This is a genomic window from Nostoc sp. ChiVER01, from assembly GCF_034531155.1.
In the GTDB taxonomy this organism is placed as follows: Bacteria; Cyanobacteriota; Cyanobacteriia; order Cyanobacteriales; family Nostocaceae; genus Nostoc.
The window spans coordinates 445734-461828 of record NZ_JAVRBS010000002.1 but is presented as its reverse complement, the minus strand read 5'-3'; the positions used below and the strand labels follow the sequence as shown (position 1 = coordinate 461828).

Here is a 16095-nt window from a genome sequence, read left to right as displayed (position 1 = left end):
TATGACTGTGCAAAAATCTCACTATGAAGCGAGTTTGGCAGAGTACAGCAATCATCTAGCTGCGATCGCCTTACTAAAACAATATCGGCCATACTTGGAGATGATTCCCAGTCTACGCCGTCCAGATGAAAGTGTCATTACTATCCCCTTACCAATTGTCCGGCTTCGCAATACTGCTACAACAGCATCACAAACGATTTGCTTACCTTGTGATGTGGCAATTTTGATGTGCGATCCTGAGTGGAAAATCAAAACTGGAGCAGAAATTTTAATTTTTATTCATCGTGCTGATGAAGACTTTTCTGATTTGTTAGGGCGTTGGCGACAAACTCAAGTTTGGCTAGACAATGATTATGAGTGGTTGATGCCTCTCCGTCACAGTCATATTTTGAGTGAAGGAGCTAATACTATATATCCTCTATTTGTCATTTTTAGTGAGACTTTAGAACGCATCCAACGAGGACTTATAGGAGCGGAACTTCCATTTATTATACAAGCTTCGGATTCGCTGCTTGAAGAGAATTCCACAGAGATTTTCTTTCCAGAACTTCCATCAGCTTAGAAAAAATTAGGAATTAATAGTGAGGAGTTTTGAGTTTAAAATCGCAAATTCGGAGCCTCTAAATATGCTCCAAATTTGCGATTTTATATGTACAGATGCGATTAATCGCGTCTCCTAATGATTACCTAACAAACTGCGGCATAATTTCGGCAGCAGTGAATATTCCATAAATGCCGCGTTGGTGCAATTGTCTACCAGCTTTGAGATAGCCAAAAGCAGGGCCGCAGACATTGGCTGCCATGCTGGTTTCATCTCCTAAAGTAAAGGTATGGGTGGAAATTTTTCCTTCAAAGGTGCGTCCTGTTACCTTAACGTTGGTGCTGAGAGGCTTTTTAGAATTGCGAGTATCGACTACACCACCAACAGTAACGCGATCGCGCCCCACTATTCCCGCTACTTCTAACATCACATCATCAGCGTGTTCCATATTCGTCAAGGTAAGCACACCATTAGTTTTATCTAGTAGTGCTTCTACTTCTGCGTCAGTCATTGCCCTGGCAGTTTCCACTGTGTAACCAGGCATGTGGCCAATATCTTCCCGCACGGTGGCACGGTAAGCTTCCCAGTTGGCAATTCCCACCCCGAAGGTGATTTCGACTTGATGAATTTCGGCGTAGCTTTGGGCGGCTAATGCGGCAGCGGCGGTTAACAATCCAGGTGTAGCACCACAACCTGTCATGTAGGTAATCCCGGCTGCTTGCAGTTCTTCTTTCATCGCTAGTAGTTGTTCTACAGCAGTGGTGCGCTTAATCGCATCCACTAGCACCCCACGCCAACCAGATTTGATAAACTCCTTGGCAACAGAGGGAATAAAATCATTTGGCAAGTTGGGTAAAGCCAGAAAATACCCATCCACAGGTTGAGCTATTTCAATTACATCCTGGATACTTTGATTTGTTAACGTACCAACTGGCTCTAAATGACCTACCGAACCTTGGGACTGGTAGGTTGTAATGCATTGTTGAGTATTTAAACCTTCAGCAGCGTAAGCATAACCTTTTTGATCTGCTGCGGCGACTAAAATCATTTCCTGTTTAGCAGCAAGTACCTTGGCGGCGGCTTGTCCGAGTCCGCCGAAACCTAGTACTCCTATGCGTATCGCTGGCGAAATATTTAGAGAATTTTTGACTTTTTCGGAATTCATAGTCAATTGGTTAAGTTGAATCAAAAGCCTTTAGCATTCAGCATCTGCGCTTCCGGCTTGTAACTGGCGGCTGATGGCTGATAGCTCAAAGCTATAGAGGTTAATTATGATTCATTATCCTGGGTTCTTTGGCTGACTGATGTTTTTTTTATGTAAGGTACTTGTACAGTATTAAAAATTAATTTTCATCAACGAGCTGGAAAACCTTCTTCTATCAAGGTTCAGCTACCCAAAATTCTACTTACTTAATTAGAGCGTCTAACAGAGGTTTCACGGCAGAAATTAGCTTTTGACTTTTACCTTCAATCAAGATGCCCTAAAATCCCTGTGTAACTGAGATTTACCTCAAAGTAGTAGTAATTCCAAGTTAGGATCATAGTGAAATATTGACAAATAAGTGTCTAGAGTTGTTATGGTACCAACATCGCGTATTGTTCACAGTGACCCCGATATATTAGGAGGAACTACTGTCTTTGTTGGAACTCGCGTACCAATTAAGACCTTGCTTGATTATTTAGAAGCAGGTGATTCGCTAAATGATTTTTTAGATCATTTTCCCAGTGTTAGCCGTGAGCAAGCGATCGCAGCACTGGAATTAGCAAAAGAAATGCTGACTGCTTATGCGAATCCTGCTTGACGAATGTGTTCCACGCCCTCTCAAACGTGAACTCAAAGATTATGAAGTACGCACAGTTGTGGAGATGGGATGGTCAGGAAAAAAGAATGGTGAACTTTTGCAACTGATGAAACAACAAAGTTTCACCATTCTACTGACTACAGATCAAAATTTGCGATACCAGCAAAACTTAGAACAAGCAGGAGTTGCGGTTATTGTGCTAATTGCATCCAAAAATCGTCTTCCTGATTTAATGCTTTTGATACCAGAAGTACGAAAAGTTCTAAATTCCATCGTTCCGAGCGAGGTAATAGAAATAGGGCTTTCCTAAATTGGCTACACCTACGCATATTACACATCTACTATCAAGCGATCGCCTGCTTTGATGTTGCCTTGATCCAAGAAAACCCAAAATTTGCTGATATTTAAAGGTTAAAGGTTTTTATATTCTAGCGATCGCAAGTCTAAAAATCCGTTTACACCCTATCCCAGGTAAATTTACTTCTGGGTCTTCCCCACAATATTACTGTAGGATGACACCGCGCTACATGCAATCTACCTGGAAAACCTTAAGAGATTAAGGTAAATCTATTGGTAATGATAAAGCTTTTCAATAAAATTTATATTTTTGTAAATTGCCTTGCTGCCTATATTACCTCTAATGCTTATATATAGGACTTTTGAAGCTTACTTGGCAAGCTCAGTAGTTACCTTGACTAATCGATGAGGTTAAGAGAGACTAACTAAATACTGATGTCACTACTTACAAAATTAATAATTTTTGTAAAGATTCTGAGATATATATGTTGAGAGATGGAACATTATTTAACAAATGGTAAGTTTGTATCTAAGTAAAAATGTTCCTGCGGCTATATTTGTAGCCTTTTGCTAAGACAGTAGAATTTAAGCGTACTTATCGTGGTTGGCCAAGAGCATGGAGACATTAGAGTTCATAATCTATCCAGACGGTCGGGTACAAGAAAAAGTCACTGGCATTGTGGGTGCTTCTTGCGCTGAGGTTACAGCAGCAATAGAGGCACAGCTGGGGCAAGTACTTAATCATGAGCCAACCTCAGAATATTTCGCCGCGAAGGTGCAGCAATCTAATCTGGCGAATACACACACCACTTACAGCGATTGGTAAGTTTTCACAGTAGTTTAGTGTAATTAATTCACAACCACCATGTCACACTTTAGCCAAATTAAGACTCAAATCCGTAATCTTGATTCTTTGAAAGATGCTTTGACTGAATTGGGCGTAGACTGGAAGCCCGGCCCACGCGAAGTTCGTGGCTATCGCGGTCAAACCCATCCTGCGGAAGTTAGTATTGAGCAGGAAAATGGCTATGACATCGGCTTTAAATGGAATGGCAAAGAATATGAACTAGTAGCTGACTTGCAATATTGGCAGCAAAACCTGTCTGTAGACGGATTTTTACGCCAGGTGACACAGCGTTATGCTTATCAAACAGTTGTGAAAGAAACCGCTCGTGTTGGTTTTCAAGTCTCTGAACAACAAAAAAATGAAGATGGTTCAATTCGCCTGGTAGTACAGCGCTGGAGTGCGTAATGGCTGATTTTCTGCCGTCGTCGGAAGAACAAGAAGAAAATCGTTCGGGTTTGGAACCAGAATTAGGGGGTTTTTTACGGGATGCCCCTGAACGTTCTGGTTTAGAACCGGAATTGGGCGGTTTACTGCGCCAAAATGGTGTTTATGTTGATGAAATCACCTGTATTGGTTGCAAGCATTGCGCTCATGTTGCACGTAACACCTTTTACATTGAACCAGATTATGGGCGATCGCGCGTAGTTCGGCAAGATGGGGACGCTGAAGAAATTATCCAAGAGGCAATTGACACTTGTCCAGTTGATTGCATTCATTGGGTTGATTACACTGAACTAAAAAAATTAGAACAAGAACGCAAATATCAGGTAATTCCTGTAGTTGGTTATCCGGTAGAACAAGCAGTTGCTGCTAGCGAACGTCGGCGTAAAAAGCAAAAGTTAAAAACTAAAAAATCCCGTTATTAAGATAAAAACGTTTAATCAAGATAATAAAGGACTGGTATCCAGTCCTTTTGCTTTTCCTCATACTATTTAATTTTTGATGTGTAAATCACATCAAATGCTAAGAGTTAGTATTATTTGATATTGCTGAAAGGGATATCTGTTTAAATCCGATTAATCCAAAATTGGCAATCTAAAATCCAAAATTCTTATGGCTGCTTTCATTTAAAATTTAGAGGATCGTGTTGTGAAAGCAATTTTTCTACTTTTGCCTCGTCTAACCTAGCGGTTAGTCTTCTATTTTCATGCAAGTCTCTAGTAGTTTTCGCCAAAGTAAAAGTTGAGCCAACAGAGAAAGCCATACCCATACCCATAAAGCCTTTCACCCAGCTATTTACAGGTAAGTTTACAATGCCAAAGGTGGTCATAGAAATAGAAATCACAAAAGCTGCCCAAGTTTGAATAACCCAAGCTGGACTGTCTTTTTGAGTACCAATTGTTTGCATATTTTCTACTTTTGATATGAGTGATTTATACCAATTCGTAATTAATAAAAGTCAGATTTCATCTGGTTTACAGATTTGATAGTTTTATTTTAAAGAATTGGTGTTAACAGTAATTTTATTGAGTAGTAAGTTTACTAGTATTAATAGTAAGACCAGTTTATTAACTGGACTCCAAAAAACAAGCTCAAGAGCAACTAAAATAAGTAAAAAATAGCACAATCTTTGTACCACTTATAAAAGTGGCATTAAACTGAAATTTTACACCATTCTCGATAAACCATGTAGTATAGGGGCGCGAAAATAAACAGACCATTTTAAATAGCCTAAGAGCTTGGAATAAGTAGCCGGACAAAAATATTTAACCCTATTTCAAGAATCAAGGCAGAAGGGAAGAGGGTTTTACTTGTTTTTTCCATCCATAAGGGAAGCGATCGCGTTCGTAGTTCATTACGCAACTCTTAGAGACACTACCGCAAACGCTACATTCGCAATGACGTTGTGTAATTAATTCTGTATAACTTTAGAATTTTTTTGACCTTTGACTTCCGGCTTGCAATAATAGCCCGCCTCAGACTTTAGTCTGAGGCTAATAGCCAAAGTCCACTCAAGTGGACTCAAAGCGTTTCTAGTCGTCTAAAGACAACTTTAGCTATAAGCAAGAGTAATTCATTATTAGACGGTTGTTATGACTAGTGAAATATCTCAGGTTAAACTGATTAATTTACTTTTATTCATCTGGAAAAGTCTTTACCTTGCCATCAGGAGTGAGAACAACTCGAATTTTGACATTTTGTCCGCGTTTGTTGGCAGAAACAAAAGGTTTCCCAACTTCAGGCATCCCAGCGCTATCAACAAAGTCTCTTGCTGACTTATTGAGAGGAATAATTCGCTCAATTGTGCCGTCAACACTGACTATCAAACTGTACTCTAATGTTTGTCCTAGTCCTGTGGGTGGTTGCCAACGTTTTTTTAAGTATTCTCTAGCTTCTGCTACTTGAGGTGTATCAAATAATGTGCCAGTAGCTACTTGTGTAGATTTAGGACTTTGGCGTTCGTTCCCTAATTGATCGATAAAGGGATTATTATCCGCAGTTCTAGAGGAGGAAGGTTGTGAAGCAGGTTTTTCTCCAGGAGAAGGTTGCTGTAGGGAATTAATTCTTTCCTCTAGCTGTTGTGAGTTTAGTGAGGAGGGTTGGGTAGGAGTATTGCCACTATTAGGTATGGTGTCAAGAGATGGGGGGACAACTGGTGAGATATTAGTTGGTAAGCTGCTTGTGTTAGAAGATAGTCTGGGTGGCAAATCCCGCAGCTTAGGAAGAGCGCCAGGTTGGGTAGTTGACGCTGTAGGGTTTTGTGCAAGATTTGGTAATATAGCAATTTCCTGACCTGGGATTTTGCTGGATGGTGCATTAGCGTTCGCGGAGCGTTTCGTAGAGAAGCTCGCCGGAGGCATCGCCCCATTATTGGAAAGGGTCGAAGTCTTGCCTTGAGGTATTGTCAGTGCATTTAGAGGTGGCGCTGTAGAAAAAGTAGAACTAGGGGCTGTTAGAGGTGCTTGGGGTAAAGTTGATGTGGAAAGTGGAGGGGTAGAACCGAGCAAATTATCTGATGGATTGCTAAGTCCAGGTTGAGGCGTAGGAAAGTTTAGTGAGGGTGAAGTTTCTAAAGCAGCCTTTACTGCTGCTGGATCTGAGGTTTTAGCTGTCTGCTGTTGCTTTTCCCTAAGGTTGTTAGCATATTGCCAAGTAAGTGGTAATAAACCTACACCTAATACTAATACTGCGGCAACAGGGGCCCAAGTAGGGAACCTCAAAGTCGTAGTGCTTTTGAGAGTTGGGAGTGCCATGACATCAGTTGAGTACTCATCTAAAGCACTGGCCAAATCAAATAGTTGTAGCAGACTGAGTTTAATTACGGGGCCGGATGATTGGTTGGCGAGAGAACCGAGAAATAAGTTGTGAGTTAGATGGCTGCTTGGTTCTAAGCGGATATTTCCCCCAGGAATCTGGGTACTAAAAGAATTTAATGTTTTTGTAGAGGACTTTGATTCCGACTCGCCTAATGCTGTGCTTGACTCCTGGGTGTCGGAGAAACTTAGGCAAAAGCTTTCTGGAGACTGTTGGAGGAATTGCTGTACGTAGCTTGTGACTGCATCACATAAAGCTTCAAGTTGATCGCGATCGCCCCGAATTGGAACTCTATGTTCTTCTGGTAGTCTGGGATCATCAAAACGAAGCTCAAAGCTCAGGTGCTTGAGGACAGTTTTGCCCATCCAACGCGACAGAGGTGAGCTTTGCGCGAATACTTCTAGCGTGCAAGTAGGGGGTGTATAGCAACGAATGACAGAATTTGATAGAGGCATGGCAGGAACTGCGAAGAAGACTATTTGGGATTTTGCAAAAAGTTGAGCCAGTTGCTTGCAAAGAAAAGTTGAAAAGGCAGATTCTTCCACTCAGAATTTTGTTAGGTTTCTTTTGTTATGCAAACTGATGTGCAAAGAAGAAGCAGTGCTGATAATGCATTGCCCAAGTACTAACAATCATTAAAAGGGAATCCTTATCTAGCAAACTTTCATGAGCAAATTTGGTTGAGGAATTTCAAATCTAAAATCTAAAATTTTGTAGAACGGTCTAAAAGTGCTAGCCAGAGACGACGATGCCCACCAGGAGCACTGTAAAAAAGTAAATCTACAAGCAGTTTTAGGGCCAGGTTAGTTAGTAAATCCGTTGAGATTTTCTCATCCTCTTCCATCCGCTCTTGGTAGGTGTTGCAAAAAGCATCAATATAATCTCCAAGTAAAGCAGCCTGGTGAGGTTCCCGGTTATTTCCTGCCATTTGTTCCAACAGTCCGACAGCGCGGCGAATCAATTCCTGGTGCTGTTTGGCTAAGTAGCAGATGATCAGAACAAGCGATCGCGCTTCTTCCACATCTAACTTTTTTCGCCCTCCTTGACCTTTGCGTAGCGGATTTGATTGGCGCAGTCGCCATAAAGCTACGCGGTCTGGCACTCTTGACTCTAAATTCAGATCAGTTGCCGCCGAAAGCATAGCCTCTGAACCAATCCCAGTTAAGGTTTCTAGCGCCAACAGCACTAAGTCTAATTGGGTTTTGATATTGTCCCATTGAACTGTATTTGGGGCTGGAAGCTTGATTAAATCCTCCCACTGGGAATTCGGAGTGGCTGAGTTGGCGGCCGAGTGCATAACTTTTAGCATAGGTGATCAAGCTGATAGAGGATGTTGCTGTTACCCATTTTGAAACCAGACTCTTAAGAATCAAGCTTGGTTTCCCATAGCTATGAGCCAGAGGCTTAATCTAGCTTTTTTATGTGGTAAACAGCAGGTATCTTTGTCCTACTCTAGATGAAAATTTATTTTCGACAAAGTAGAAAAGTATCAATTCTAGTTAAGGTTTACCCGACTTTCGCTACAAGTTCCGTACAAGAGTATAAATAAACTATTGTTCTGAATGCTAACCGCTAATTATTGCAAAGTAATTGTGTAGAATACCTCCTAATTTCTTTATGGCTGTAAATTTTGAAATTTATCGATGTTTATTATTTGGTCTTCATGTATACATAATTACTATACAAATTTTTTGTCTATTTGCTAAAGGTGCTTCTTACTGCTGAACACGATCTCAATACGGTTTGGTCAAGCAATTTCTTGGTTAAAGCAGGCTGTTCTTGGGCGGGAGAGAAGAGAAGCTGTTCTTGAGAAAAGAATTACTGAATAATAACCCTGTTTTCTCAACTGCCTCCCCTGCCTCAAAAACTTATCCGAACTCCACCCCAGTCTCGCTTGGGTGTAGCCTGTTATTTCAAGACAGATTAAGTAACATCAGGACGATTGATGTCTCTATGTAACCGATGACAAATTTAAAAATTTAATAAAGTCAGCGTTTGAAGATGTTGGGCGATTGATTTATTCCAACTTAGTTGGTACTATAGCTCTAACCGCGAACCACGCACATATCAGAACTCATTTGTAAACTTAATGGGCAAAGGTAATAGTTTAGACATTTACCAAAACCCATTCTTCAGTATGGGTTACAGATAATTCACTGGTAAGAATAGTAACGCAATATAACAAATATGAAAAAGCATTTTTTTGCCTTTTCACTGATAGCTTGTGCTGTCGGTGTAATTATACCAACTCAGGCATTGGCGGTTAAGCTATACGGTGCTGGTAGTTTGCGCGATAGCCTCACAGAAGTAGCTGAATCTTTTAACGATAAATATGGGATTCCAGTAGAAACGCGATTTGGCCCGTCTGGGTTAACACGAGAATTTATAGAACAAGAATTCTCCGAAACTGGAAAATCCGCAGATGTTTTTGCTAGTGCAGATATTGAGAATCCTCAGAAATTGTTTGAAGAAGGTTTAAGTGAACCTGTAGTGAACTTCACTAGCAATCGCATGACTGCTGTTGTCAGATCAGAACTTGGGATCACATCAGATAATTTGTTGGATTTTTTGCTAAAACCCGACATCAAGGTGGGAACCTCTACCCCCATAGCAGATCCATCTGGTGACTATGCATGGCAGATATTTGATAAGACTAATCAGGTTAAACCTGGTAGTTCTCAAATTCTAAAGAATAAAGCTTTGCAATTAGTAGGTGGTAATCCTAATGCTCCTATAGTTCCTAATGGCAAAAATAATTTAATCTACTTTTTAGAAGAAACAAAGCAGGCAGATATCTTTTTATCTTATTACACCAGTGGGAAGACTGCCCAAGCCATAGAAGGTGGTGAAAATCTGCAAATAGTAGAATTACCCGACTATTTAGCAACGAAAGCTAATTATGGATTGGCTACACTGAAGAACGCCGAGCCTGATGGTGAAAAATTAGCTGAATATATCCTGTCACCAGAAGGTCAAGAAATTTTAGCCAAGTATGGATTTACCGCACCCTCTACTTCTGTTCCCGAACATCAGGGCGCGGGTGGAATTTTACTAGCTATAGGTGTAGTTTTCATCTTGAACAAAAAGCAATTAATTAAATTAGACTACCATAAGTAGAAAAGTTACTAATATTGTCTTATTCTGATTCAAATCAATTCAACAATACATTCAATAAGCAAAATATGAACAAGCTCTATATCTTGCGTTGTCTCTCTGGAAAAATAAATAACCAAGGCGAGTATAGGTCTGATAGCAGGAATTTCATCGAGTCTTACATTATCTTCATTTATACTACTATCCACAATCTTTTGGAGTAGCTAATTCTAACAATTTGAACTAAATCGGACTACTAATTTTCTGCCTTATCCACGCACGAAATCCTTTCATTGTTGTATTTCTGCCATTGGTTTTACTCAGCATCAAATATTCGGGAATTACTTGCTGAATTGGTAAATTGGGGAAAATAGAACTGGTATTTGATTCTAAATATTTACCATTGAACAGTACGTTGATTTCCAGTTTTCTTCCATTCCATCGCCACAATTCTGGTACTCTCAAATCTTGATAATTATTGAAACGAGTGCGGGAGGTAATATCAATTTCAATAGCCAAATCTGGAGGCGGGTCAATTTCTAAATTTATTCTATCTTTGCCCCTAACTCTAGCTTCATTTTGGATATAGAAACAATCATCTGGTTCTACCCCGGCATCCATACTTTCCTTATCAAAAGTTGTAGAACCTAAACTCCAAAATTCTAAATCGAGTTCTTCTAATAAAACTTTTACCAAGTCCCCAATAATAACTTTAGCTACTTCATGTTCTGGCAATGGAGCCATTATTTCCAGCATCCCTTGACTGTAACCTATGCGCGAACTGCGATTGTCTCCTAATTCTGCTAAAATTCGTTTGTATGCCGGCCAGGAGATATGTTTAATCAATAACTGATGACCGGCTTTAACAATTAGTTGATTGAGTTCAAGTAACATATAGCAATCCTATTTGAGTTGTGAAAAATATAGATTAGGAAACGAACCGCCAAGGACGCTAAGGACGCAAAGCAAAGAAAGAAGAAAGAGAGATATAATTTTCACGAATGATTTAGGACTGCTATATCGAATTTCCTGCCTTTATTTTATGTGAGCAACGGTAACACCAGTGCCACCATCTGCTTGTTCTGCTGGTTCGTAGTTGTTAACTCTGGGATGCTGTTGCAAAAAGGTGTGAACTCCTTGTCGCAGTTTTCCAGTGCCGTACCCGTGAATAATCCAGACTGGGCCTGTAGCTTCTGAGATGGCTTTATCTAAAATGTATTCGGCATCAGCTACCCGTTTACCACGCAAATCGATGGTATTTTGGGAAGTCCGAATTTCTGGGACACTTTGCGGTGGCGGGGTTACTGCTGCTGGGGCTGGTTTGGGTTTGACGATCGCTTCGGGTTTTTGACCATCTAGAGATTCTACGTCTTGCAACTTCACATTCATCTTCATTAGCCCAAACCGAACGCTTAACTCCCCATCTTCATCGGGGGCAGTGATCACATCCGCGATCTGTCCCAGTTTTGGAATGCGGACGCGATCGCCTACTTTGGGCATAAATCCAGCTTTTGGTTTTGCTGGCGTTGCTGGCTGATATTGTTGGCTAATTTGATTCAAAGCATTGGTTGCTTGCTGCGCCTCTTGGGCTGTGGGCGTACCTTTCTGCAAACGACGAATCACTTGGGCAATTTCACCTTTTGCTTGAGCGATCGCTTGTTGGACTGCTATTTCCTGTGAAGCCCGCAAACTGCTTTCCCTTTCTTCCAAACTTGCAGCTTTTGCGGATACTTCTTTGTATAAACGTTCCGCTTGCTGCAACAAACTTTGGGCTTCGGCTGCTTTGGTTTCTTGGCGACGGCGTTGTGCTTCTAAACCAGCAATCACCTGGTTAACTTCATCTGTGGCTTCTCCAACTTGAGTTTTTGCCTGTTCTACCACTTCTGGTTTTAATCCCAAGCGGAGGGCAATAGTTAAGGCGTTAGAACGTCCAGGTATGCCCCACAACAAACGGTAAGTAGGCGAGAGAGTACTTTCGTCAAATTCAACAGAGGCATTTTCAAAGCGCTCATCTTCGTATTTCAGGGCTTTTAATTCCCCGAAGTGAGTGGTGGCGATCGTTAGCTGGGCATGGTTAGCTAAATATTGCAACAAGGCGATCGCTAAGGCACTACCTTCAACTGGATCGGTTCCTGCGCCGACTTCATCGAGTAAAACGAGTGATTGGGGAGTGGAGAGTGGGGAGTGGGGAGTGGGGATTTCTAGATTCTCTTCTTCCCGATTCCCGATTCCCGATTCCCGATTCCCTAATGCTTCTAAAATCCGACTAATTCGGCGGATGTGTCCTGAAAATGTGGATAAACTTTGCTGTAAAGATTGTTCATCGCCAATATCTGCCAGCACTTTATCAAACCAAGGTATTTCTACTGGTTCGCGGGCGGGGACAAATAAACCCACTTTGGCCATTAATGCGGCTAATCCCAAAGTTTTTAAGGTTACAGTTTTACCGCCAGTGTTTGGCCCGGTAATTGTCACTACCCGAATTAGCGGGTTTATCAACAAATCTACAGGTACTACTGGTTGCCCTTGTTCGTGCTGTTGTTGCCACACTAACAGAGGATGTCGTAGATTCCGCAAGGTAATGATTTCATTATCTTCACGCTGGATAAATCGCGGGGGATTTGCTCCTAGCCAGTAGCTATACCGCGATCTAGCGGTTGCCAAATCTAAAGTGGTGGCGATCGCTAATAATCTCTCTAAATCTGGTTTGACTGCGGCTACTTGTTCTGTCAAAGCACGGCGAATAGCTTCTTCTTCGGCTTGCTCTCTTCTAATTATCTGCCGCAGTTGGTTGCCCAAAGGCACTACTGAATTCGGTTCCACGTATAAGGTAGCACCGCTAGTAGAGGTATCGTGGACAATACCGGGGATGGCATCTTTTTGGGGTGCTTTTACGGGGATGACAAAGCGATCGCCTCGTTGCGTAATTAGCTGTTCTTGAACTGCTCCAGATTTTGCTTGTAAGATATTTTGCAGCTTTTGGGTAATTTGGCTGCGTACTCGCCGTAAATCTGTGCGAATTTCTCCCAGTTTTTGACTCGCGCGGTCAGTTACCTGGGCCCGTTCATCAATACATCGGTGAATTTCTTGCTCTAGTTCTGGATAAGTCCGCAAATCGGCAACCAAATCAGTCAAAATCGGCAAATCTTCCTGATTGTCAATGACACGGCGCAAATTTCTCGCACCAGAGAGGGTAGTAGCGATCGCTAACAATTCATCCCCTGCCAAAACTCCACTACGTTCTGCCCGTTCTAGAGAATCGCCAATATCTTGAATTCCCTCAAATGACAGTCCCGTGGTCAGGCGAGTTTCCAGCTGGTAGACTTCTTTGGTTTGCTCTAATAACTCTTCGCTTTGGATCTGAGAATCAGGTATTTTCAGATGACGCGCAGCTGTCGCCCCCAGCTTAGTTGCCGCAAAGGTGGCAAGGTGCTGGCAGAGGCGATGCCATTCTAATAGTTCTAAGGTTTCAGATTGGATCAAGGTTTCAATATCTAATCTGAAATTATCGTAACAATTCTAGCCCCTAGATGGCTAAACTTTAAAGAAGAAAATTTTGCTTTAGTCAATAGTCGAGAAGTATATTCGCTCTCTACTTCTTAATACATTGATGTATTTTATGCTACATCAATATTTTATTTACTCTAACTCCGAACAAAATGCCACAAAAACTAATTAAGCAGCAATTATTTCTTGCACCAGAACGTAAGGCTGAACGATGAGAGTGTTAAATCGTTTAGTGCGATCGCCATTCCATTCTCCCACCTGTACTACGGTGGGTTTGGCAATCAATTGTTTATCAATCCACTGTTCCACTGATGGGATATTATCACTAGCGATCGCTACTCCAACATCCACTAAGTTTAACTCAAGCGCCACTAAAATTACTGCATCTCTTTGCACATGAGGAATTAGCCACTCCCACTCTGCCTCATCCAAAATTTCTGTCAATTCTGCTCTTAAATCCGACATCATTCCTTAATTTGTATTGCTTATAAACTATTTTACATTAATTACTACAGACGCGATAAATCGCATATTTTTTGTACAGACGCGATGAATCGCGTCTCTCTTGTACGCAATTCACCGCCCTTCTAAACCTCTGATTTCATTTCATCAATTTCAAATAAAGATACGATGACTCCAGCGATGGGAATAGATATAAAAACTCCTAGTAAACCTGCTACTTTAGCGCCTACTAGCAAAGCAAAGAATACTACTACAGGATTAAGATTTAGCGTATCTTGCATAATTCGAGGTGCAATCAAGTTGTCTTGTATCTGCTGGAGGACAATACAAGCTATTAAGACTTTCACTGCTAACCAAACACCTTGAGACAACACAACTAAAGTAACTGCACTTACTCCTAATGTCGCTCCTATACCAGGAATTATATCAAGAACTCCGACTATTACTGATAATATCAAAGCAAAAGGTACTTTTAATATTAAAAAAACTAAAAAAGTCGTACTTGTGAGAAACGCACTTAATAATAACTGACCTCTAAAAAATCCGAGAAAAGAGCGTCTGATTATAATTGTAAATCTATTGCGGCGCTGTTTTGGGATTATTTTTATGGTAAAGTTCCACAACTTGTCTCCATCCAGTAACATGAAGAAAGCTACAACTGCAATCAATATAAATGTCAAGAAGTTCGTCATGAATCCTTGTAAAACAGCCAAGCTAGTTACAAGGCTAGATATGGCTTGGTTTCGCAATTGTTCTTGAATAAAACTTAAATTTATCTGCAAATTCCGACTTCGCAAAAGCCCTTCTAGTTGCTCCAATAGAGGTATTAAAGAATTTACAAAGCCAGTTATACTGTCAATTAATTGTTGTCCTTGAGATAAAACCGTTAAGCCGACGGTAATTATCAGACTGCCAATAATCACAATGCTAAACAAGAAAACGACACCAACAGCTACGCCGTGGGGCAAAAAATGTCGCAGCCATTGTACAGGATAACTAAGTAAAAAAGCCAAAATTGCAGCAAATGTAAAAATAACAATGACTGTTTCAAAATAAGCTAAAAGTTGTACAATTGCCCAGCCAGAAGCAACTAAAAGTAAAAAGCGGACTAACGCCAGATTATTTAATCGATCCCAAAAATTTTTGGCTTCAAAGCCGCTCATAATAATTCGTAATTCGTAATTCGTAATTCGTAATTCAGACGAAAAAAACTAGTTGTGTAGCATGGGGAATTTGCCCACTCTGTGAGATGGATGATGTATTTGTTGGAAGTTCTTTAGCAAGAAAGGCAGAGGGCAGGAGGCAGAAGGCAGAAGGGAATTTTGATTCCTGCCAAGAAGCTCACGACTGAAAGGAGTAAGGGTTTAAGCCCCACACCAAAATTTTCAATTTGGTGTCTTGCAATCAGTGTAGGTCTGAAGCCTGCACTGCATTGCAGTCCTTCTGCCCTCTGCCCTCTGCCTTCTGCCTTCTTTAGATGATTACTAGAGTGAATTGATTTTAAGATTAGAGAAACTCAATAGCGATCGCTACCTCCCTAAAGCATACATCTAAGCTTGTCTAACTTATCTTCCTAAATCATGCATCTCATTTATTACTTTGGTACACTTTTGTGTTAGGGCTTCTAATTCTTCTTTATTACTGGAACTAGGAGCATCAATCAAGTTACCAATTCTTACAGTGATGGGAACTGGGCGAGGTAGGGACGATCCTTTTTGTAAAATCTCTTCAGTACCCCAGACACTCACGGGTAATATTGGGGCTTTTGCTTTCGCCGCTAGCAGCAGTGCGCCTCTTTTGGGGTCTGTAATTCGACCATCTGGGGTGCGAGTCCCTTGCAAGAAAACACCGACAGCCCAACCGTTATTGAGATATTCTAGGGCGGAACGGATGGCATTGCGATCGGCACTTCCTCGACTCACCGGATAAGCACCATACAATTTAATCGCTTGCGCCAAAACTGGGATCTTAAATAACTCTTCTTTCGCCATGTACGCTACTGGACGACGTACACAGTTAGAGACAATTGGCGGGTCAAAATAACTAGCGTGATTACTCACTATCAATAACGGCCCTGATTGGGGGACATTCTCCGTACCATAAATCTGGCCCCGAAAGTAAGCGTGAAGCATGGGGCTGACGACCGACCATTTAAAGGCGTGGTAAAGTGCCAGACTGATAAACGGTTCGCGGTTTCTGTCCACAGAAGATAATTCAAATCAGACTGAATTTAGCATACGCGATCGCAAGGCCCAGAGCAAACGCCAAAAAGCTGTGGAGATGAATTGCTT

The 16095-nt window shown here is 41.2% G+C and carries 16 protein-coding genes; 7 read left to right on the top strand and 9 right to left on the bottom strand.

Annotated features, from left to right (window positions below; all coding sequences use genetic code 11):
• Position 1: 1 nt before the first annotated feature.
• Complete coding sequence (locus tag RMY00_RS04430; RefSeq protein ID WP_322646381.1) at positions 2-562, top strand: hypothetical protein; 561 nt, start codon at positions 2-4, stop codon at positions 560-562.
• Positions 563-683: 121 nt separating this feature from the next.
• Here the strand turns inward: RMY00_RS04430 and bioU are convergent, their stop codons facing one another.
• Positions 684-1706 carry a (S)-8-amino-7-oxononanoate synthase BioU gene (gene bioU / locus RMY00_RS04425; RefSeq protein WP_322646380.1) on the bottom strand — a complete coding sequence of 341 codons (1023 nt, stop codon included), beginning with the start codon at positions 1704-1706 and terminating at the stop codon, positions 684-686.
• A gap of 412 nt (positions 1707-2118) precedes the next feature.
• Here bioU and RMY00_RS04420 point away from each other — a divergent pair, with 412 nt between their 5' ends.
• The 5 genes from RMY00_RS04420 (at position 2119) to RMY00_RS04400 (ending at position 4353) form a co-directional block, all read left to right on the top strand.
• Entirely contained in the window at positions 2119-2343 is a 225-nt protein-coding gene (locus RMY00_RS04420) for a DUF433 domain-containing protein (RefSeq protein WP_322646379.1), read from the top strand.
• Positions 2327-2653 carry a DUF5615 family PIN-like protein gene (locus tag RMY00_RS04415; protein ID WP_322646378.1) on the top strand — a complete coding sequence of 109 codons (327 nt, stop codon included), beginning with the start codon at positions 2327-2329 and terminating at the stop codon, positions 2651-2653. Before RMY00_RS04420 ends, RMY00_RS04415 begins: the two co-directional genes overlap by 17 nt.
• A 603-nt stretch (positions 2654-3256) precedes the next feature.
• Positions 3257-3466, top strand: coding sequence for a DUF2997 domain-containing protein (locus RMY00_RS04410; protein WP_179067273.1), 210 nt, complete (start codon positions 3257-3259; stop codon positions 3464-3466).
• Between the two features lie 39 nt (positions 3467-3505).
• Entirely contained in the window at positions 3506-3892 is a 387-nt protein-coding gene (locus RMY00_RS04405; RefSeq protein WP_229472741.1) for a DUF1257 domain-containing protein, read from the top strand.
• Positions 3892-4353 carry a ferredoxin gene (locus tag RMY00_RS04400; protein WP_322646377.1) on the top strand — a complete coding sequence of 154 codons (462 nt, stop codon included), beginning with the start codon at positions 3892-3894 and terminating at the stop codon, positions 4351-4353. The genes RMY00_RS04405 and RMY00_RS04400 overlap by 1 nt, the downstream gene beginning before the upstream one ends.
• A gap of 197 nt (positions 4354-4550) precedes the next feature.
• Here RMY00_RS04400 and RMY00_RS04395 read toward each other — a convergent pair whose 3' ends face one another.
• From RMY00_RS04395 to RMY00_RS04385, 3 genes are all read right to left on the bottom strand, one after another.
• Positions 4551-4835 carry a YiaA/YiaB family inner membrane protein gene (locus RMY00_RS04395; protein WP_322646376.1) on the bottom strand — a complete coding sequence of 95 codons (285 nt, stop codon included), beginning with the start codon at positions 4833-4835 and terminating at the stop codon, positions 4551-4553.
• A 727-nt stretch (positions 4836-5562) separates the two neighbouring features.
• Positions 5563-7197 (bottom strand): DUF4335 domain-containing protein, encoded by a 1635-nt coding sequence (locus RMY00_RS04390; protein WP_322646375.1) that lies wholly within the window; start codon positions 7195-7197, stop codon positions 5563-5565.
• 248 nt (positions 7198-7445) lie between these two features.
• A complete protein-coding gene (locus tag RMY00_RS04385) occupies positions 7446-8051 on the bottom strand; it encodes a DUF3038 domain-containing protein (protein WP_322646374.1) in 606 nt (201 codons plus the stop codon).
• An 878-nt stretch (positions 8052-8929) separates the two neighbouring features.
• On the opposite strand from RMY00_RS04385, the gene RMY00_RS04380 reads away from it, so the two are divergent.
• The gene (locus RMY00_RS04380) at positions 8930-9859 is read left to right on the top strand and encodes a molybdate ABC transporter substrate-binding protein (RefSeq protein ID WP_322646373.1); all 930 of its coding nucleotides are present in this window, start codon (positions 8930-8932) and stop codon (positions 9857-9859) included.
• A gap of 219 nt (positions 9860-10078) precedes the next feature.
• Here RMY00_RS04380 and RMY00_RS04375 read toward each other — a convergent pair whose 3' ends face one another.
• The 5 genes from RMY00_RS04375 to RMY00_RS04355 all read right to left on the bottom strand — a co-directional run bounded on the left by RMY00_RS04375 (position 10079) and on the right by RMY00_RS04355 (position 16008).
• On the bottom strand, positions 10079-10729 hold the full coding sequence (locus RMY00_RS04375) for a Uma2 family endonuclease (RefSeq protein ID WP_322646372.1): 651 nt from the start codon (positions 10727-10729) through the stop codon (positions 10079-10081).
• A 141-nt stretch (positions 10730-10870) separates the two neighbouring features.
• On the bottom strand, positions 10871-13318 hold the full coding sequence (locus RMY00_RS04370) for an endonuclease MutS2 (protein ID WP_322646371.1): 2448 nt from the start codon (positions 13316-13318) through the stop codon (positions 10871-10873).
• Positions 13319-13510: 192 nt separating this feature from the next.
• Positions 13511-13807: a DUF2288 domain-containing protein gene (locus tag RMY00_RS04365; RefSeq protein ID WP_322646421.1), complete on the bottom strand. Its 297-nt coding sequence runs from the start codon at positions 13805-13807 to the stop codon at positions 13511-13513.
• Positions 13808-13929: 122 nt separating this feature from the next.
• Positions 13930-14967 carry an AI-2E family transporter gene (locus RMY00_RS04360; RefSeq protein ID WP_322646370.1) on the bottom strand — a complete coding sequence of 346 codons (1038 nt, stop codon included), beginning with the start codon at positions 14965-14967 and terminating at the stop codon, positions 13930-13932.
• Between the two features lie 402 nt (positions 14968-15369).
• Positions 15370-16008, bottom strand: coding sequence for a lysophospholipid acyltransferase family protein (locus RMY00_RS04355; RefSeq protein ID WP_322646369.1), 639 nt, complete (start codon positions 16006-16008; stop codon positions 15370-15372).
• Positions 16009-16095 lie beyond the last annotated feature (87 nt).